Source organism: Bacillus haynesii (genome assembly GCF_001969855.1).
Classification (GTDB): Bacteria; Bacillota; Bacilli; order Bacillales; family Bacillaceae; genus Bacillus; species Bacillus haynesii.
The window spans coordinates 306,760-325,488 of the sequence record NZ_MRBL01000007.1; the positions used below are offsets into that span (position 1 = coordinate 306,760).

24 protein-coding genes, 1 riboswitch and 1 other annotated feature are annotated in these 18,729 nt (G+C 47.5%); of the genes, 19 read left to right on the top strand and 5 right to left on the bottom strand.

The annotated features are described in order from the left end of the window. Window positions 1-10: 10 nt before the first annotated feature. The 3 genes from BTA31_RS08430 to BTA31_RS08440 are packed head-to-tail and all read left to right on the top strand — an operon-like array spanning window position 11 to window position 3,026. Entirely contained in the window at window positions 11-1,090 is a 1,080-nt protein-coding gene (locus BTA31_RS08430) for a mandelate racemase/muconate lactonizing enzyme family protein (protein ID WP_076790764.1), read from the top strand. Window positions 1,091-1,105: 15 nt separating this feature from the next. Next, window positions 1,106-1,993, top strand: coding sequence for a C40 family peptidase (locus tag BTA31_RS08435; protein WP_076790767.1), 888 nt, complete (start codon window positions 1,106-1,108; stop codon window positions 1,991-1,993). 19 nt (window positions 1,994-2,012) lie between these two features. Then, a complete protein-coding gene (locus tag BTA31_RS08440) occupies window positions 2,013-3,026 on the top strand; it encodes an ABC transporter ATP-binding protein (RefSeq protein ID WP_076790769.1) in 1,014 nt (337 codons plus the stop codon). A gap of 91 nt (window positions 3,027-3,117) precedes the next feature. Here the strand turns inward: BTA31_RS08440 and BTA31_RS08445 are convergent, their stop codons facing one another. After that, window positions 3,118-4,005: a dimethylarginine dimethylaminohydrolase family protein gene (locus BTA31_RS08445; protein ID WP_043925336.1), complete on the bottom strand. Its 888-nt coding sequence runs from the start codon at window positions 4,003-4,005 to the stop codon at window positions 3,118-3,120. A gap of 191 nt (window positions 4,006-4,196) precedes the next feature. Here BTA31_RS08445 and BTA31_RS08450 point away from each other — a divergent pair, with 191 nt between their 5' ends. The 13 genes from BTA31_RS08450 to BTA31_RS08510 all read left to right on the top strand — a co-directional run bounded on the left by BTA31_RS08450 (window position 4,197) and on the right by BTA31_RS08510 (window position 14,490). Further along, a complete protein-coding gene (locus tag BTA31_RS08450) occupies window positions 4,197-4,715 on the top strand; it encodes an acyl-CoA thioesterase (protein WP_162274288.1) in 519 nt (172 codons plus the stop codon). Between the two features lie 117 nt (window positions 4,716-4,832). Continuing rightward, on the top strand, window positions 4,833-5,567 hold the full coding sequence (locus BTA31_RS08455) for a DUF421 domain-containing protein (RefSeq protein ID WP_043925381.1): 735 nt from the start codon (window positions 4,833-4,835) through the stop codon (window positions 5,565-5,567). A 207-nt stretch (window positions 5,568-5,774) separates the two neighbouring features. After that, the gene (locus tag BTA31_RS08460; protein WP_076790772.1) at window positions 5,775-7,082 is read left to right on the top strand and encodes a pectate lyase family protein; all 1,308 of its coding nucleotides are present in this window, start codon (window positions 5,775-5,777) and stop codon (window positions 7,080-7,082) included. Between the two features lie 117 nt (window positions 7,083-7,199). Beyond that, window positions 7,200-7,532 (top strand): PadR family transcriptional regulator, encoded by a 333-nt coding sequence (locus tag BTA31_RS08465; RefSeq protein ID WP_076790774.1) that lies wholly within the window; start codon window positions 7,200-7,202, stop codon window positions 7,530-7,532. A 4-nt stretch (window positions 7,533-7,536) separates the two neighbouring features. Then, the gene (locus BTA31_RS08470) at window positions 7,537-8,286 is read left to right on the top strand and encodes a DUF1129 domain-containing protein (protein WP_076790777.1); all 750 of its coding nucleotides are present in this window, start codon (window positions 7,537-7,539) and stop codon (window positions 8,284-8,286) included. A 92-nt stretch (window positions 8,287-8,378) separates the two neighbouring features. Beyond that, window positions 8,379-8,879 carry a small multi-drug export protein gene (locus BTA31_RS08475; protein ID WP_076790780.1) on the top strand — a complete coding sequence of 167 codons (501 nt, stop codon included), beginning with the start codon at window positions 8,379-8,381 and terminating at the stop codon, window positions 8,877-8,879. A gap of 4 nt (window positions 8,880-8,883) precedes the next feature. After that, entirely contained in the window at window positions 8,884-9,405 is a 522-nt protein-coding gene (locus tag BTA31_RS08480; protein WP_076790782.1) for a DinB family protein, read from the top strand. Window positions 9,406-9,451: 46 nt separating this feature from the next. Continuing rightward, a riboswitch (guanidine-I (ykkC/yxkD leader) is annotated at window positions 9,452-9,554 on the top strand. Between the two features lie 59 nt (window positions 9,555-9,613). Continuing rightward, entirely contained in the window at window positions 9,614-9,943 is a 330-nt protein-coding gene (locus tag BTA31_RS08485) for a DMT family transporter (RefSeq protein ID WP_043925343.1), read from the top strand. Continuing rightward, window positions 9,943-10,257: a DMT family transporter gene (locus BTA31_RS08490; protein WP_076790785.1), complete on the top strand. Its 315-nt coding sequence runs from the start codon at window positions 9,943-9,945 to the stop codon at window positions 10,255-10,257. Before BTA31_RS08485 ends, BTA31_RS08490 begins: the two co-directional genes overlap by 1 nt. Before the next feature lie 100 nt (window positions 10,258-10,357). Further along, window positions 10,358-11,260 (top strand): formyltetrahydrofolate deformylase, encoded by a 903-nt coding sequence (purU, locus tag BTA31_RS08495; RefSeq protein WP_076790787.1) that lies wholly within the window; start codon window positions 10,358-10,360, stop codon window positions 11,258-11,260. A gap of 55 nt (window positions 11,261-11,315) precedes the next feature. Further along, window positions 11,316-11,535, top strand: a binding site (T-box leader). A 61-nt stretch (window positions 11,536-11,596) separates the two neighbouring features. After that, the gene (gene proB / locus BTA31_RS08500; RefSeq protein WP_076790923.1) at window positions 11,597-12,694 is read left to right on the top strand and encodes a glutamate 5-kinase; all 1,098 of its coding nucleotides are present in this window, start codon (window positions 11,597-11,599) and stop codon (window positions 12,692-12,694) included. A 12-nt stretch (window positions 12,695-12,706) separates the two neighbouring features. Then, window positions 12,707-13,954 (top strand): glutamate-5-semialdehyde dehydrogenase, encoded by a 1,248-nt coding sequence (locus BTA31_RS08505; protein WP_076790790.1) that lies wholly within the window; start codon window positions 12,707-12,709, stop codon window positions 13,952-13,954. 113 nt (window positions 13,955-14,067) lie between these two features. Continuing rightward, window positions 14,068-14,490 carry an organic hydroperoxide resistance protein gene (locus BTA31_RS08510; protein ID WP_082247135.1) on the top strand — a complete coding sequence of 141 codons (423 nt, stop codon included), beginning with the start codon at window positions 14,068-14,070 and terminating at the stop codon, window positions 14,488-14,490. Window positions 14,491-14,531: 41 nt separating this feature from the next. Here BTA31_RS08510 and BTA31_RS08515 read toward each other — a convergent pair whose 3' ends face one another. Further along, window positions 14,532-14,984 (bottom strand): MarR family winged helix-turn-helix transcriptional regulator, encoded by a 453-nt coding sequence (locus BTA31_RS08515; RefSeq protein ID WP_076790792.1) that lies wholly within the window; start codon window positions 14,982-14,984, stop codon window positions 14,532-14,534. Between the two features lie 160 nt (window positions 14,985-15,144). Here BTA31_RS08515 and ohrB point away from each other — a divergent pair, with 160 nt between their 5' ends. Together ohrB and BTA31_RS08525 are read left to right on the top strand one after the other, a co-directional pair. Beyond that, window positions 15,145-15,558, top strand: coding sequence for an organic hydroperoxide resistance protein OhrB (gene ohrB, locus BTA31_RS08520; protein WP_076790795.1), 414 nt, complete (start codon window positions 15,145-15,147; stop codon window positions 15,556-15,558). A 71-nt stretch (window positions 15,559-15,629) separates the two neighbouring features. Beyond that, window positions 15,630-16,292: a hypothetical protein gene (locus tag BTA31_RS08525; protein WP_076790797.1), complete on the top strand. Its 663-nt coding sequence runs from the start codon at window positions 15,630-15,632 to the stop codon at window positions 16,290-16,292. Between the two features lie 28 nt (window positions 16,293-16,320). Here BTA31_RS08525 and guaD read toward each other — a convergent pair whose 3' ends face one another. Then, window positions 16,321-16,791 (bottom strand): guanine deaminase, encoded by a 471-nt coding sequence (guaD, locus tag BTA31_RS08530; RefSeq protein ID WP_076790799.1) that lies wholly within the window; start codon window positions 16,789-16,791, stop codon window positions 16,321-16,323. 146 nt (window positions 16,792-16,937) lie between these two features. Between guaD and BTA31_RS08535 the strand changes: the two genes are divergently transcribed. Further along, window positions 16,938-17,570 carry a histidine phosphatase family protein gene (locus BTA31_RS08535; protein ID WP_076790801.1) on the top strand — a complete coding sequence of 211 codons (633 nt, stop codon included), beginning with the start codon at window positions 16,938-16,940 and terminating at the stop codon, window positions 17,568-17,570. Between the two features lie 59 nt (window positions 17,571-17,629). Here the strand turns inward: BTA31_RS08535 and BTA31_RS08540 are convergent, their stop codons facing one another. Further along, complete coding sequence (locus tag BTA31_RS08540) at window positions 17,630-18,343, bottom strand: hypothetical protein (RefSeq protein WP_076790804.1); 714 nt, start codon at window positions 18,341-18,343, stop codon at window positions 17,630-17,632. Continuing rightward, window positions 18,340-18,654 (bottom strand): hypothetical protein, encoded by a 315-nt coding sequence (locus BTA31_RS08545; RefSeq protein ID WP_043925383.1) that lies wholly within the window; start codon window positions 18,652-18,654, stop codon window positions 18,340-18,342. The genes BTA31_RS08540 and BTA31_RS08545 overlap by 4 nt, the downstream gene beginning before the upstream one ends. Window positions 18,655-18,729 lie beyond the last annotated feature (75 nt).

The following is an 18,729-nucleotide window of genomic DNA, read 5'->3' on the forward strand; positions in this document are numbered from 1 at the left end:
GGAGGCCGCCATGAAGATTGCCGAGATTACGACAAACCGCATCGCCGTTCCGCTGAAAAAGCCGTTTAAAACGGCGCTTCGAACCGTCCGCACCGCAGAAGCCGTCATTGTTAAACTAACGGCTGAAAACGGGATGACAGGCTGGGGAGAAGCGCCTCCGACTGCCGTTATCACCGGTGAGACGCTTGACAGTATTGAGGGGGCAGTCAACACGATATTTGCACCCGCGCTCTCCGGGTGCGACTTGCGAATGGCGGAGGCGATATTTCATGACATCGACAAGCTGATTATCGGAAATACAAGCGCAAAGGCCGCTGTTGAAACAGCCGTCTACGATTGCTTGGCACAGTTTTGCGGTCTTCCCCTGTATCAATTGCTGGGCGGATACAGGCGGGAGATCGAGACGGATTTTACCGTCAGCGTCAATGACCCGGAAGAAATGGGGAAAGACGCGGTCCGTTATGTAAAAGAAGGGTTTCGTACGCTCAAAATTAAGGTTGGAAAAAACGACATGGCAACAGACCTCGAACGGATCAGGGAAATCCGCAAACAAGCGGGGCCCGCTGTCCGGATCCGCGTGGACGCCAATCAAGGCTGGACGGCGAAAGAGGCTGTCAAAGCGATTCGGAAAATGGAGGATGAGGGGCTTTCGATCGAGCTTGTCGAACAGCCGGTCCACCGGTGCGATCTCGAAGGTTTGAAACAGGTGACAGATGCCGTCGAAACGCCGATTATGGCAGACGAAAGCGTGTTTACCCCAAAGGATGCTTTTCACGTGCTGAAAACGAGAAGTGCCGATCTCATCAATATTAAACTGATGAAAGCGGGTGGCATCCGCCAGGCGCTGAAAATCAACGCCATGGCAGAAGCGTGCGGAGTGGCATGCATGGCCGGAAGCATGATCGAGACAAGGCTCGGCATCACAGCAGCCGTCCACTTCGCAGCAAGCCAGAAAAATGTGACAAAATTTGATTTTGATGCGCCGCTCATGCTGAAGGAGGATATCGTTGAAGGCGGCATCCGCTATCATGCAGGAACGATCACGATACCGGATGCTCCCGGACTCGGAATCACGAAAGTCAATCATTGAGAGGGGAGAAGACGAATGAGCCTATATACGACAGCCGTCTCAGTCGCCAATGTCTGGACCAGTACGGAAGCACCGCGCCATATTGACCGGATGATGCTGGCAAATCCCGTACGTGTGAGAAGCTGGCTTGACGGATTGTCCTACGAGGAGCGTCTTGAGCTGTGTACGGCAAACCTTGTTCTAACACAGGTTCTTTTCGGAGAAGATGTGCAACTTCTACAAGAGCGGGGAGACTGGGCGTTCGTCATCATTCCAGGACAGCCGTCTGCAAAAGACGAACGCGGCTACCCGGGCTGGATTCCAAAAGACTGCCTGGTCGAAAAAAGTCCGGCGAAGTCTGAGGCATGCGCCGTCATTCAAAAACCGACGGCTTTCTTATATGACGACAAGAAAACGAGAATTCTTGAACTGAGCTTTCTCACCAAGCTGCCTGTCTTGTCTTCGGACGGCATCTGGTTTGAAGTCGATACACCGCTCGGCCGCAAATGGCTGAAAAAAGGAGATGCGGACCTTGAAACACCTGTAAAAGGCAGCGGAGACGACATCGTTCAAACCGGTCAGGCGTTTTTGAATCTGCCCTATCTTTGGGGAGGGATGAGCGGGTTTGGCTACGACTGCTCAGGCTTTGTCTTCAATATGCTGAAGGCGAACGGCCACTCCGCACCGCGCGATGCCAGCGATCAGGCGAAAGGCGGAAAAGAGGTGTCCTTCAGCAGCCCGAAGCGGGGCGATTTACTGTTTTTCGCCTATGAAGAAGGCAGAGGGCGGGTTCATCATGTCGGCATTTACTGCGGAAACGGGCAAATGCTTCACTCTCCAAAAACGGGCAAATCGATTGAGGTCATACCTCTTAAAGGCACAATTTATGAAAAAGAACTGTGTGCCATCAGGCGCTATTTTTAAATAAAACGGGGGGATTGGCATGCAAACCGGCGCATTATTGAAAGTCAGCCGTCTGAAAATGCACTTTGACGCCGGAAGGGGCAAAACGGTCAAAGCGGTCGACGGCATTTCATTTGATATGAAAGAAGGAGAGACGTTCGGGCTCGTCGGAGAATCGGGCTGCGGCAAGTCGACATCCGGAAGGGTGCTGATGCGCCTTTATCAGCCGACAGAAGGCGAGATTACATATCGGGGGAAAAACATCCATAATCTGAGCGATAACGAATCATTTCAGTACAACCGCAAAATTCAAATGATTTTTCAAGACCCGTATGCTTCATTAAATCCGAGGTTAACGGTCAGGGAGATTATGACAGAGCCCATGGAAATCCACGGCCTGTACGGAGGAAAAAGGGCGCGTCTTGAAAAGGCGGACGAGCTCCTGGAAGCAGTCGGCCTGCACAGAAGCTTTGCCAATCGCTATCCCCATGAGTTCAGCGGCGGGCAGAGGCAAAGAATCGGCATCGCCAGAGCGCTTGCGCTTGAACCTGAATTTATCGTCGCTGATGAGCCGATATCGGCACTTGACGTCTCTGTCCAGGCGCAGGTCGTCAACCTTTTGAAAAAGCTGCAAAAAGAAAAAGGGCTCACGTTTTTATTTATCGCCCACGATCTTTCCATGGTAAAGCACATCAGCGATCGGATCGGCGTCATGTATCTCGGGCACATGGTCGAGATCACCGACAGCGGCCGGCTTTATCAAGAACCGTTGCATCCTTACACCCAGGCGCTTTTATCGGCTATTCCGATTCCCGATCCGGATGTGGAAGATAAGCGGAAACGAATCATACTGAAAGGCGAGCTGCCAAGTCCGATCGATCCGCCGAGCGGCTGCGGTTTCAGAACGAGGTGTCCCGCCGCGATGGACATTTGCGCGGCCGAAAAACCGATGTTAAAAGAAGCCGACGACGGTCATTTTGTCGCCTGCCATCTGTATGACGGAGACGTGAGAAAAGAGGAGGCCGGCATGAAGGTGACCCTGCAGGCGAGGTGAATATAGAAAAAGGAGCCCTTTTTACAGGGCTCCTCAGCTTGCCGGCAACTTCTCCATTTGCTAAGTCGCTGATGCCAAATAAGAATAAGGGTCAGGCGCTGCCGTCGTGACATCCAGTTGAAGTACGTTCAATCGGCAATGTACAGCATCTGAAAGATCCGCCGGATTTTATGATCTCGGATAAGTCGATTTCGATGACCGTATAGCCCCTTTCTTTGAGCACCTGATTCAAGTGGCGGTTATCAGGCAGGCTGATCACGTTTTTATTGCCGATGGACAGGACGTTTGTGCCGAGTCGGAACTGTTCATCATCCGTAATTTCGATCATGTCATAGCGTTTTTTCAAGACATCGTATTCTCTTTCTCCCAAGGCTTTTGGATAGACGAGCGCTTCTGTCGGCGAAAGAATGTTAAAAACGCAGTCCAAATGAAGGAAAGTCTCTTCAAACGGAACCGGTACGACTTCATAAGAGGGAAGCCTGCGCTTCAGCTCTTGGACGGCCGAAAACGTCGTTCTGTGGCTGATGCCGGCATATATGGTATTTTGGTCGACGAGGATGTCGCCGCCTTCAATTTGATAGCCTTCATTAAATGCGGCCCAGTCGATCTGTTCTTTTGCCAGCCATTCCCGCAGGACGTTTTCTTCGCCTTGGCGGATGTCGGCTGAAAGCTGAGCGGAAAATACAGTATCTCCGATCGTAAACCCGATATCGCGCGTGAAGACCTGTTCCGGAAACTGGCTTAAAGCAGGCAGAAGCTCGACTTCAATACCCCGGCTCTCCAATTCTTTTATCAATGTTTCATGCTGGCGGACGGCCAGCGTTTTATCAATATTATCCTTTTGGAAATACTTTTGTGTTTCGTTGATCACTTCTGCGATCTCCATATACTCCGGTCTGCATAACACCACTTTTTTTAAGACATCGTATTCGCTTGTGCAGCCCGCCCCACGGTTTTTTTTCGATATTGCTGAGTCCATTTTGATTCCCCCGTCCTCTCTTTAGTCATTTCATTATTCCCTTCCCGAAGCGGGAAATAAACATTTTAGCCAGAAAATCTGACAAGTCAGCCGGATAAAAAAGTTTAGACAAATGAATTCTAATAGTGTTTAATAAAGAAAAAATCCACTTTACAAATGCATCTTAGTAGACATCAAAGGAGTAATGGATGATGAATGGACCTGAGAAAAGATACTGCAAAGAATCAAAAGTTGTCAAAACAAGCAGGGTGTTTCCGCTTGACACGAACAATCACAACACATTGTTCGGCGGCAAGCTGATGAGCTATATCGACGATATCGCCTCAATTTCGGCAGCGAGACACTCGAGGTGTGAAACCGTGACGGCTTCCATGGATTCCGTCGATTTTCTCGAACCGATCCGCCAGGAAGATTCCGTCTGCCTTGAATCTTATGTGACATGGGTCGGCAGAACGTCCATGGAGGTATTCGTCAAAGTCATTAAAGAGCATTTGCTGACAGGCGAACGAAAGCTTGCGGCGACATCCTTTCTAACCTTCGTGGCGCTTGATCAAGACGGCAACCCTCAAGCCGTTCCTCAAGTTGTACCGCAGTCTGAAGAAGAAATCATGCTGCACCAGACCGCCCGGCAGCGTGCCGAAGAACGGAAAAGCCACCGCAAACACAGCAAAGCACTGGCTCAGGCGCTGGCTGTAGACAAACCTTGGTAAACATACGATTAAAACCCCGGCTCAGCATCAGTTGCCGGGGTTTTGCTGTGTAATGAATACACAAACCAATATCTGTTCAAAATAAATGACAAAAAACGGAAAGAAGTTTTGGATGAGATGCTTGAATTTGTATGGACTTTTTTAGCCAAGCCCGCTTTAGTGTTTTCTATAGCTTATATTCTTTTTCGAATCGCAGGGAAGAAAGCCGTTTCGCAAATGACGAACTTCGACCTTTTGCTGACATTTGCGATCGGAACGATCATCAGCGAACCCATACTTACTTCTAAAATTTCAATGTCCATTTATTACGCACTTACCTTTCTGATCTTCTATTTGTTGATTGAAAAGCTGTCATTACACAATAAATGGCGATGGTTTCTTGTTGTCAGCCCGACCGTGCTGATTCGAAACGGCAATATTGATAAAGGGGGATTAAAAAGAGAGCGGCTGACCGTCAATGAACTGCTCGGCAAGTTGCGCGAAAAAGGCTATGCCGACCCGAAAGATATCGACATCGCTCTGATTGAAGAATCGGGCCAGATCAGCGTGATTCCCAAATCGGAAGCAAGGCCTGTACAGCCGCGGGACCTCAACTTGGAGACGAAGCGGAATTTCGTGCCGATTCCGCTCATTTTAGACGGCGAAATCATCGAACACAATTTAAAGTACTTGAAAAAAACGAAAGAATGGCTGTTTCAAAAATTAGAGGACAAAGGGATTGAGCAAGCGATGCTGCCAACCATTACGCTCGGCACCCTGAACGAAAAAAATGAAATTATAATTGATACGGAAGATCCCGGCAGCCCGTTAACTCATGATCCGTATCTCTATAAACCGGGGCAAGATCATTAATTTCGCCGAATAGGCGATTTTTTTATTTCGTACTATTTCAGAAAAATATCAAGAGTCTGTTCTTTTCTTCGTTCATAAAATGAAACAGGGCATTTGTCATAAAAGTTGAAAATGATGTCACAAAAAATAGGAGGAAAATATGTTGTTTTCTGTATTTTTATAGCATATATTAGTTTTTGTGAAAAATTTTGATGGTAGGTGCAATTGATGAAAAGGTTTTTTAGTGTAATGATTTTGGGTGCCCTGCTGCTGCTCGGCACTTCTGTGCCAATCGAAGCGGCAGACTACGGACGCGACGTCCTCGGCTCAAAAGACGGCTGGGGCGCTTACGGAAAAGGAACGACCGGAGGCGCTGACGCTTCTTCTGATCAAGTATATACGGTCAAAAACCGCAAGCAGCTTGTTGAGGCATTAGGGGGAAACAATAAAAAGAACAGCGAAAATGATACGCCGAAGATCATCTATGTAAAGGGAACAATCAATCTTAGTGTTGATGATGACAACAACCCTTTAGGCTATGAAGATTATAAAGACCCTGAATATTCAATCAAAGCGTATCTCAAAACATATGATCCGAAAAAATGGGGAAAAAAAGAGCCGTCAGGAAAGCTTGAAGAGGCAAGGCTCCGCTCGAAAGACAATCAGAAGGAACGCGTCTTGATCAGAGTCGGTTCGAACACGACGATTATCGGGCTCGGAGATGATGCGAAAATCGTCGGCGGAGGCTTTTATGTCAAAAACGCGGAAAACGTCATTATTCGCAATATCGAATTCAAAAACGCGTACGATTTCTTCCCTGGCTGGGACCCGACCGACGGAAGCAGCGGAAACTGGAATTCAGAATATGACAACCTGTTGATCGAAGCGTCTAAATATATTTGGATCGACCACTGCTCATTCAATGACGGAGATCAGCCTGATGAACTGACCGAAACGTATTTCGGCCGCGAATTCCAGCATCATGACGGACTGCTGGACATCAAAAAGCAGTCGGATTTTATTACAGTATCCTACAGCATATTTTCAGGACACTCTAAAAACACGATTATCGGATCAAGCGACAGCTACAAAGCAGACAATGGACATTTAAGGGTGACATTCCACCATAACCTCTACGAAAATATTAAAGAGCGGGCTCCGCGTGTCCGCTACGGAAAAGTGCACATCTACAACAACTATTTTAAAAGCACGAAAAACAGCTACAATTATTCATGGGGCGTAGGCTATTCTTCAAAAATTTATGCGGAGGACAACTACTTCGATCTGCCGGAAGGAACAAAGCCTCAAAAACTGATGAAAGTCTTTAAAGGTGACGCTTTATATGAAAAAGATACAATCGTAAACAACCAAAAAAGCGTCGCAAAAATCGATGTTGTCAGCACATACAACAAAGCAAACAATGCGTCTATTAAAAAATCGGCGGGCTGGAAGCCGACGCTGTTTGAGAAAATCGACGACGCAGAAGATGTGCCGGCAATCGTTGAAGCGCAGGCAGGCGCAGGAAAACTGAAGTAATATACGCAAAGCGGACATGGGATGTCCGCTTTTTTTGTTCGGGTATCTTGCAATGCAAAATACCATATGTTATGATTCGTGTATCTTGTATTGCAAGATACATAAAAGAGGTGGCTTATGAGTTCAACGCAAATGCTGAAAGGGATTTTAGAAGGATGTCTGCTTGCCGTCATATCCGAAGGGGAGATATACGGCTATGAAATGACAAAGGTGCTTGCGGGATACGGTTTTTCTGATATCAGCGAAGGAAGCATCTATCCGATTCTCCTCCGCATGCAAAAGGAAAAATGGGTGGAGACCGAACTAAAACGGTCGGCGAGCGGCCCGAAGAGAAAATATTACAGACTTACGCCCCTTGGAGAAGCGGAGCTTCAATCGTTCATCGGCCGTTGGAAAGCATTATCCGGGAACGTCAATGCACTGCTCGAAAAACAACTGAAGGAGAAGTGAAATCGTGCTATCAAAGGACATGCAAAACGTATTGGATGACATGAGAATGTACTTAATGTCTTTAGGAAAAAGCGACAAAGAAATCGAAGCAATCATGAATGAGCTGACCGTTCATGCCTTGGAAGGGGAAAAGGACGGAAAAACCGTCCGGCAAATTTTTGGGGATTCTCCCAAGTCATATGTTCAAGCGCTGTCAAAAGAGCTTTCATCAAGGCCGGGAGAGATCGCCAAGTTGTTCTTTGCTATTTTAATCGGCGCGATATCCTATTTTATATTCAGTGATGCCGTGAACGACAGCCTCGATTATTCTGTCTATACGCTGGCAGGCTATCCGCTTTATATTTTGCTGGCAGCGGCTATGTTACCGCTCTTGGGCCGGATTTCAGCGTTTAAAGGGAAGAAAACGGCCTTCATGTATACGATGATGTACGCCGCTTTGACGTTTTTTCCGATTTTGGCCATTATTTTTATTGACCGGCAATTCGGGACACCGGTTCTTTCGTTTGAAGGGGGAAGCCGCTGGCTGATTATGGCTCTGTCGTTTCTTGTGATCGTATGTTTGTCTTTCAGGCTGAAAGCTGGAGCCTTGTCCATATTGCCGCTGCTTTTAGCCGGAACGCATTTTTTGTTTCAGTATATGAAGTGGGATTCAGCGGGAGCCATGATGGCAGAAACTTATATTCCCTATATCGGGCTGCTGCTCGTCATGTTCATTGAAACAAAGCGTGCCAAAAATAAGGCTCAATATGAATGAAATCCGAAAGAGCATTATATTTTTTAAGGTAAAGACTCTTGCCTTTTGGCGATCGCAACGTTTATGATCAGAGCATGAAAGGTGGCCGATATATGAATATGATGTGGGGCTATGTACTCGTCTTTATTTTGGCTGCGATTCCGTGGTTTGAAGTGATCGGTGTCGTGCCGCTAGCGATCATTGCCGGGCTTAAACCTGTTCCGTCCGCTATTATCGCACTATTCGGAAATCTATTAACCGTACTGCTGCTTATTTTTTTAATTGACAAAGTGAAGGTATGGCTAGAAAGAAGACGCGGGGAGCGGGAAGCGGAGACTGATAAGCTCTCAAAAAGGAAAAGCAGGGCGAAAAAAATATGGCTGACCTACGGCATCCCGGGCCTTTCTTTCGTCGGGCCTTTCTTTATCGGCTCCCACTTAACCGCGTTTATGTGCATGGGCTTTGGGGCCAAGCGCAGACAAACGGCGCTGTGGATGACGGGGAGTCTTGCAGTATGGACAACGGCGTCGGCTGTCGCTGCATACTATGGGTTCAGTTTCCTCGCTCCTGAAAATGAAGGGCTGTTGAAAAATATCTTTAAACAGGAGGAGTGAAGACATGCCGTTTTTGAAAGATTTATCTCCAGTTGAAGAGATGGCGCCGACAGTCGGGATGCTTTTTTCGGCAGTCAATGAAAACATCGAACGGCTGAAATCAATCGTCTCCGGCATCAGCCGGGAGGAGCTGGAATATAAGGGTGAGCATGGCGACAAAAACAGCATCGCCCAGCTGATCTATCATTTAATCAATGTCGATATCCGCTGGGTTTACAGGCTGAAGGAAAGCGAATTTCCAAGAGAGCTGGAAGAGAAATACGGGCCGATGACGGATGAAAACGGACGTTTGCCGGAGGTGAAAGGCGTCCCTTTGACCGTGTTTATCGAGTGGTATGAAGAGGTGCTGGAGATGTTGAAACACACCGCTAAAGGTTTTTCGGAAAAAGACTTGCTGAAGAAGGTTCCGTATGAGGGAGGGTTTGCGACGATCCGCTGGGGGATCTGGCATATGTCTGATCATAACCGCTATCACCAGGCGCATATTCAGGCCTGCTTACGAGAGTTCCGCAGGCAAAACAGTTGATTTTTTCGTATGATTTGGTATGATGCTAATTGGCAAACTTCATAGCGTTAAAGTTTTCTAGGGTTCCGCACATTCGGATGTGGACTGGTCCGAGAGAAAACACATATGATTTGTTCATATGCACACGGAGGGATAAAAGCCCGGGAGTATCGTTTTCATCGATAGCCCGGGTTTTTTCTTTTGCTGAAAATGAATTGGAGGGATTGTGATGAGATGGGGCAGTGTCATACTTGCAGCCATGTTTGAAATTGGCTGGGTCATGGGGCTGAAACACGCCGATTCGGCTCTTGAATGGATCTGCACGGCGGCCGCCGTCGTGATGAGCTTTTATATACTGGTGAAAGCGGGGGAGAAGCTGCCGGTCGGAACCGTGTATGCCGTATTTACCGGTCTCGGCACGGCGGGAACGGTCGTCTGCGAAATCGTCTTGTTCAATGAACCGGCAAATATCGCCAAGCTTGCCCTGATCGGTGTTTTGCTATGCGGCGTGATCGGCTTGAAGCTTGTAACAAGTGAAGAGAAAGGGGAGGCGTCATAATGGAATGGATCTACCTAATCGCCGCCGGCCTGCTGGAAATGCTCGGCGTGACGATGATGAACCAGTTTCATAAAGACAAGCGGCTGAGATGGATCTTTTTGTTGATTATCGGGTTTGCCGCTTCGTTTTTCTTGCTTTCCCTTGCAATGGAGAAGCTGCCGATGGGAACAGCGTACGCAGTGTGGACAGGGATCGGCACGGTCGGAGGAGCGCTTATCGGCATCCTGTTTTACGGAGAGCCGAAAGACGGAAAACGCATCTTTTTCATCGCGCTCATTTTGGGATCTGCCGTCGGGCTGAAACTGATTAGCTAGAGTCTGATGAGAATGGGTGTTCGTAAATTGATTTTTCAATAAACTCCAGTATAATGAAAAGATAGTTTACGAATTACAAGCAAAGAGGGTTTTTACGAAAATGAATGCATATATGAAACAGCAGTTATCGCAATATCAGGAAATCAATAACGATAAGGCCCGCCTTCTGGTCAGCTGTCCGGATCAGCCTGGAATCGTCGCCGCCGTTTCTTCATTTTTATTTGAAAACGATGCGAATATTATTGAATCGAGCCAGTATACGACAGACCCTGAAGGAGGCCGGTTCTTTCTGCGGATTGAGTTTGAAGCCGAAGGCATCCGCGAAAAGATTGAACAGATGAAAGCGACATTCGCCGCTGTGGCGGAGTCCTTCCGAATGACGTGGAGCATGAATTTGGCGAGCGAGCTGAAACGCGTCGCTATCTTCGTTTCAAAAGAGCTTCACTGCCTGAATGAACTTCTATGGGAATGGCAGAGCGGCAATTTGATGGCGGAAATTGCAGCGGTGATCAGCAATCATGAAGATGCAAGAGAAACCGTTGAATCGCTGAATATTCCGTTCCTTTACATGAAAGCGAACAAAGACATCCGTCAGGAAGTGGAAAAACAGCAGCTGGAATGGCTTGAAGAGTATCGTGCGGATGTCATCGTTCTCGCCCGCTACATGCAGATTTTAACGCCTGATTTTGTCTCGGCTCATCCGAACAAAATCATTAATATTCACCACTCCTTCCTGCCGGCTTTTATCGGAGCGAATCCGTATAAACGGGCATATGAAAGAGGCGTTAAACTGATCGGGGCAACATCGCATTATGTGACAAACGAATTGGATGAAGGACCGATCATCGAACAGGATATCGAACGGGTCGACCACAGAGACAATGTGGAAGCATTGAAAAACATCGGCCGCACGATTGAGAGAAGCGTTTTGGCAAGAGCGGTCAAATGGCACTTGGAAGACCGGATTATCGTGCATGGAAACAAGACGATCGTCTTCAATTAAATTGTTTGATCTGCCTCTTGACAGAGGCGTTTTTCCTAGGCATAATAATAAAAAATCACGAGCGTTGAAGAGGGCCAGTAAGCAGTTCTTTCTGTGAAAGAGAGTGAAATGGCATGCTGAAACATTTCACCACATGAAACCTGCCGAACCTGCCTCGGAGTCTCAGGGGGAAAACCTGGGCGCATACCCTGGCGTTAAAGGGGAAAGAGGAATGCGCTTTTTTTCTCGCGCATTCAATGAAGGTGGTACCGCGGAAAGCTCTTTTCGTCCTTTTTTATTTGGACGAAAAGGGCTTTTTTTATTGGCTTCTGCCAGATCATCTCGGAGGGGAAAAACGTGAAAAAACAACGGATTGTCATTAAAATCGGAAGCAGTTCATTAACCAACTCGAAAGGCAGCATCGATGAGGAGAAGATCAATGACCATGTTCGGGCGATAGCTGCTCTGAAAAAAGAAGGCCACGAAGTCATCTTTATTTCGTCGGGGGCTGTTGCTGCGGGATTTTTACAGCTCGGCTATCCTGCAAGGCCTGTTACGCTAAAGGGGAAACAGGCTGCAGCGGCCGTCGGCCAGAGCTTGTTAATGCAAACATACATCGAGCATTTTGCAGACCACGATATCAAGCCTGCGCAAATTTTGTTGACGAGAAACGATTTTGTCAAACGGGAACGGTATCGAAATGCATATGCGACCATTATGGAACTGATTGAACGGGGGCTTGTCCCGATTATTAATGAAAATGATTCGGTATCTGTTGAAGAATTGACGTTTGGGGACAATGACATGCTTTCCGCCCTGGTGAGCGGACTGCTTCATGCCGACAAACTCATCATTTTAACGGATATTAACGGCCTTTATGACTCGAATCCGGCTGAGCATCCAGATGCCCGCCGTTTTGATTACATTCCCGAAATTACGGACGAACTTTTGGGCTGCGCGGCTTCCGCCGGTTCAAAAGTCGGAACGGGCGGAATGAAGTCGAAGCTTTTGGCGGCAAAAACCGCTCTTTCACTCGGCGTCAATGTTTTCATAGGCGCCGGAGAGGGAGATGATAAGCTGATTCAGATTTTAAAAGGAAACGGGGACGGCACCTATATCGGCCAATCCGACCTGTCTTCTGTCAACAATCATAGGCAGTGGATCGCCTTTCATTCTCCTGTCTCGGGGAAGATTACCGTTGATGAGGGGGCGGAGCTGGCGATTACCGAAAACGGCGGCAGCTTGCTGCCGGCCGGCGTAACAAAAATATCCGGAGATTTTCCGAAAGGGGCGGTTGTCGAAGTTTACGGACCGAACGGCTTGGCCGGGAAAGGACAAACGCTGTATTCCGCTGCAGAGCTTGAAGAGGTGAAAGGGAAACGAAGCGATGAGTTCCATCATGAAGAAGGGATAGAAGTCATCCATCGAAATGATTGGGTAAGCATTAAAGAATAAGGGGATGAAAGAATGAGCGAAGTGATTGAAAAAGCAAAAAAGGCCAAAGTCGCAAAGGAAGAACTGGTTCATCAGCCGACTGAAAAGAAAAATGAGGCGCTTTCCTTCATCGCTGAGGCGCTCCGCTTTAAGCAAGATGAGATATTAGCAGAAAACGAGAAAGATATCGTCCGCGGCAAAGAAAAAGGCTTTTCGCCTGCGCTGCTTGACCGCCTTGTCTTAACGCCGGAGAGGCTGAATGATATGGCAGACGCCGTCATGCTGCTCATCAAGCTTGAAGATCCTGTGGGGGAAACGCTTGAAACGATCCACAAAGATAACGGGCTCTTCATTGAAAATGTCAGGGTGCCGCTCGGAGTCGTCGGCATGATCTACGAGGCCCGTCCGAATGTAACGGTTGACGCCGCAACCCTCTGTTTGAAAACGGGAAATGCCGTCATCTTGCGGGGGAGTTCATCAGCCATCAACAGCAATAAAGCGCTCGTCCGCGTGATCAGGGAAGCGCTCGAACGCTCGGCGCTTCCGCAGGATGCCGTTCAGCTCATTGAAGATACAAGCAGGGAAACGGCAAAACAGCTGTTCACTTTAAACGACGGCTTGGATGCGCTGATTCCGCGAGGAGGGAAAAACCTCATCGATATGGTGGTCCGGGAATCCACAGTGCCTGTGCTTGAAACAGGCGCAGGGAACTGTCACATATTCATTGATGAATCGGCAAAGCCCGACATGGCCGAGCAAGTTGTAATCAATGCCAAAACGCAGCGTCCTTCTGTCTGCAATGCGATTGAAACGGTGCTCATCCATAATGACTGGGCGGAAGAGCATACGAAAGCGCTGCTTCAAAAACTTGAAGAAGAAGGCGTTGAAATCAGGGGAGACGAAGCCGTATGCACGATGCTGCCTTCTGCGGTACCGGCTCGCGAGACAGACTGGGAAACCGAATTTCTTGCGCCGGTTGTCAGCATCAAAACCGTCGCCGGGATCGATGAAGCCATCCGGCACATCAGACAGTACGGCACGCGTCATTCGGAAGCGATTCTGACTGAAAATCAGGAAAACGCCCGGTTTTTCTTAACGTCTGTTGACGCTGCAGCGGTTTACCACAATGCTTCCACACGTTTTACAGACGGCTTTGAATTCGGCTACGGCGCCGAAATCGGCATCAGCACGCAAAAGCTTCACGCAAGGGGGCCGATGGGCCTTAAAGCGCTGACTTCTTCTAAATACATCATTAAAGGAAACGGACAAATCCGGGTATGAAAGTGTAACATCCTGTCTTGAACTGCAGACGGGATGTTTTTTTGTTGCATTATCGAATTTAATTTTATAAAATTAAATTGTGCACAATTGAAATTGAAGGAGACGATGGAATCATGAAACCGCTATTTACCTCGCAAGCCACTGCCAAAGGAGGCAGAGACGGACTCGTCACCTCATCTGACCGAGTCCTTGAACTGGAGCTGGCCATGCCGGGAACGCCAAAAGCCAAAGAGAACGAAAATGCCACCAATCCGGAGCAGCTGTTTGCCGCCGGATACGCGGCATGCTTTGACAGTGCATTGCAATTGACCGCCCAAAAAGCGCGTCTTCGAATGGAGACAGAGGTGACGGCGAACGTCAGCCTTCTGAAAGATGAAGCAGATGGAGGCTATAAGCTCAGTGTCACGCTCCAAGTAAAGGGAACCGGCGTAGAACAGCCGGAGCTCGAAAAACTCGTTCATCAAGCTCATACCGTTTGCCCGTATTCAAAAGCAATTTCCGGAAATGTTGATGTCAACCTTGAAGTGATTTCTTAAAAAAGAGACGCCTTCATATCGAAGGCGCCTTTTTGCTGTCTTTACAGTGCATCTGTTTTTTTCGTTAATGAAGCAAGAAGGGATTCAAGCGTTTGCTTCAAGTTCTTCAATTCGCCAGCCGACAGATCGGTCTGGGCGATCATGTGTTGCGGAATGCTCCTTGCTTTTTCTTGAAGTGCCCGGCCGCCTGCTGTCAGTCTGACGATCACAGACCGTTCATCTTCAGGTGACCGCTCTCTTGTTAAAAGCCCGTGCTGCTCCATTCTCTTCAGCATCGGCGTCAGAGTGCCGGAATCTAGATAAAGGAGCTTACCCATTGTTTTGACGCTTAATTCCCCGCGTTCCCATAATAAAAGGAGTGCGAGGTACTGAGGATACGTAATGTTGAGTTCATCAAGCAGCGGCTTGTAAAGCTTCGTCATTTCACGCGAGCTTGCATAAAGGAGAAAACAAAGCTGTCTGTCAAGCCTCATATGTTCAAAATCGTTTGCCATCGTTTCACCAACTCTTTTCTATGTTCCTTTTTATTGTATAAGATTTTGCGTTCTTTTCCCATTGTTCGGCTGAAAAACCAAAAAAACAAAAACGGATGTTTAAAAAACTCGTTTTGTGAAATATAAAGAGTAGAGGAAAAAAACGTAAGGAGGAATCAGGATGACTGCATTATTTACAGCAAAAGTCACGGCAAAAGGCGGAAGATCAGGACATGTCCAATCAGATGACGGGGTTTTGGACCACAACATTGTCATGCCAAATGAAAAAAAAGAAGGCGAATCAGGGACAAATCCTGAACAGCTCTTTGCGGCGGGATACGCAGCATGCTTCGGCGGCGCATTGGAGCATGTCGCAAAACAAAAAGGCATTGACATCGATTCTGAGGTCGAAGGGCATGTGAGCTTGCTGAAGGATGAGAGTGACGGCGGTTTTAAAATCGGCGTCAAGCTGATTGTCACATCAGGCGGGGTAGAAAAAGAAAAAGTGAAAGAGCTGGTCGAAGCCGCTCATGACTTTTGCCCTTATTCAAAAGCGACGAGAGGAAATATCGATGTCAGTCTTGAAGTAAAATAATTCAAATACAAAGATGAAAACGAGAAAGCAAACAAAGCTTGTTTGCTTTCTTTTTTAGAAAGGAGCAGCATATGTCATATCTTAAAAAAGCGCTTGTATACACCGTGCTCTCTCTCGCTTTTGTCCTTGCAGGATGCGCAACCGGAGCGAAAGAGAACAACGGAAATCAACCCTCGGCTGATACGGCCAAACAGAAAGCGCCTGATTTGAAAACATATTCTCTTGACAAAAATATCCGGTCTGAAGAAGATTTTGATTTGATAGGCAAGTATGTTCATGCCGAAGATGACCAAATCACGCTCGAAATAAAGGATAGGGAACTGATTGTACCGAAAAGCAGCCGCTTTCACAGCGATGAAGACCATGATGACTTAATCGGGAAGCTTGTGAAGGTAGAGGTGGATGGAAAAACGCAAGAAGCGGAAGAAGCCGAGCTTATGCCGCAGTCAAAAGCCGACCAAAATGGCGTATATGAGCAGGAGAAAGACGGCAGCCGAAAAATCATCGCCACGTTTGTCAGTGAGTCGGAGCAAAACATTACAATCAAAACAAAAGCAGGGGAAAAAACTTATCAGAAAACAGCCGATTTTGAGAGGGATGTCGCCGAAGCACCTGAAAAACTGAAAGGGAAAATCGTCAGGCTTGAAATTGAAAAGGATGGCAAAGCAGAAAGCCTTGACTTGGAATCGGAAGATCAAAAGCTTGAATGGTATGAGCCGTCTGCTTCGAAATGAAAAAGCTTCCTGATGAAGGAAGCTTTTTTTAATATTCCACTTTTTGATCGGTCGTTTCCCACGTAAGAAAAGGCTCAAGCTTTGCTTGAAGGTCCATTTTATAAAAAGGAATTGTCCGTTCGCTTTTCGTTTTGGTGATTTCTTCATAAATAAAAGAGTCATCAAAACCGGCCGATGCGGCATCTGAATGCTGTGCGGCGAAGTAAACTTCCTTCGGTCTCGCCCAGTAGATGGCTCCCAGGCACATCGGGCACGGTTCACAGCTTGTATAAAGAATGCAGTCGTTCAGCTGATAATCGCCAAGTGCTTCACAGGCGAGCCGAATAGCTGTTACCTCCGCGTGCGCGGTTGGATCATTGCTTGTTGTGACATTGTTTTTTCCCTCGGCGATAATTTGGCCGTCTTTGACAATCACAGCGCCAAAAGGTCCGCCCATGCCGCTTTTCACGCTCTCCACCGCAAGGTCGATTGCGCGCTGTAAAAATGTTTCATGATTCATTTCTGTATCCTCCTTGGTTGTCCTGCCTTCTTATTATAGCTGATGAATCCGGCAAAATAAACTTGTATCAGAATATTCAGTATGTTTGATTTCAAACCGCACATCGCATACAATGAATGCTAGTATGATGAACGGGGGATGATGTTTTGCTTACATTATATATTGCAAGACACGGTCAGACGGAATGGAATATAGAAAAAAGAATGCAGGGCTGGGAAGACTCCAATTTAACGGCTTTGGGGCTGGCAAACGCAAATGCCCTCGGCGAACGGCTGAAAGGTGTCCAATTCCAAGCTGCATATTCCAGTCCAAGCGGCAGGGCCGTTGATTCTGCGCGAGCTATGCTGCAGAACCGCAGCATTCCCTTTATAACAGACGACAGATTAAAAGAAATCTCGATCGGCCACTGGGAAGGAAAAACATATGATGAGATCAAACAAAGCGATCCTGACTTGCTGGAAGCGTATTTTCATGCGCCTGAAACATACATGCCTGATGAAGGGGAGAGCTTTTACGATTTTGAAAGACGGGTCAGCCAGGCGTATGAATTCATTCTCCGCCGCCATCGGGAAGGCAATGTCCTCATTGTCAGCCATTCCGTGTTTATTTTGATGCTCTTGAATATGTTAAAAAAGAGACCGGTCAGTGAACTGTGGAACTCAAGCTATGTTCATGACACAGCTCTTGCGGTTGTAACAGTTTCCGAGGATGGAAGCGTCACGATCGAAAGAGAAGGAGACGGTGAACATAGAGTAGAAACAAAGAATGCCACCTGGTAGGCATGCCAAAAAGCCTGATTGTTGAATCAGGCTTTTTCTATTATCAAGGCCTGCGCCTCTTAGCCGGAATATATTTTGGCACTGAAGCTGTGAAGCGTGGCAGCGGAAATCGTTTTGTTTTTTGAAAGACAAACGGTTTTGACATCTGCCGCATCTGCTTCCGCTTTTTTTCCGAAAAGTAAGCCCGTAAGAGAAAGCGGACCTTTTGCGATTTGCTGATATGCCAGAATGCAAAGGTTGTCGGCGATTGTGCCGCTGATCATGCGGCGTGCTGACCACAGCTGCTGCTGTCCCTCTTCATCAAACTGAATATATGCTGCGGCTCGTTTTTTCGTAAATAGTCCTGACAGACCGTTTTGTTTGATCTGCTTCATGAGAGCAAGCGGTTCAGACAGCGGCGGTGCGGTCAGTCTGTAGCTGTCGGAGGAACATTTGGCGGCAGCCAAAAAAGACATGATCGGCAGGTAGCCCGCCAGACGCCCGCCGCTGTGGAAGAGCTTCTCTGCAAGCATCTGATCGGTCTTTTTCATGCGGATTTCTGTAAAGTGCAGGAGATGCTGCAAATCATCGAGCGTGTGTAAAAATCCTTTGAGTTCATGTTCCATTTCGGATTGCGCCTGATCGATGCCGTATGTCCTTGCTGTTTTCACGCTGGAGAAAAGAACATGAAAATGGCGGTTCAAAAGGTGTATTAAATCGCTGATTCGCTGGTGGGAATAGCGAAATTGGCGGGCGAGCGCGTGCAGATCATTGATGTTCAGCCGGATCGTCATGTCAGCTCCTCGGCTTTCAGCTGAAGCCGCTCAATTTCTTCGGACGCCTGCTCTTTAATGGCTCTCAGCCTGTCATACACGCGCGATTCCGCCCGGTCAAGATCGTCCAAAAGCGCGTCATACATTTCGCGCGCCTGTCCGCGCCATCCGTTGATATACGTTTGGTGTGCTTTTAAAATAGAAGAACTTTCCTGCCTCAGCTCATCAATGGCGGCATTCACATCTTTTACGTATAGCTGAAGAGAGTGAATGTCTTCCTGATATATTTTTCGTTTGATTTTTCGTTCTAACGCTATTCCATCGTCAATCACTACATATTTTCCTTCCCTTCCATCATCTACTACAAATATGTTAAAAGAAAAGGATACGGAAGGAAATCGTACGAA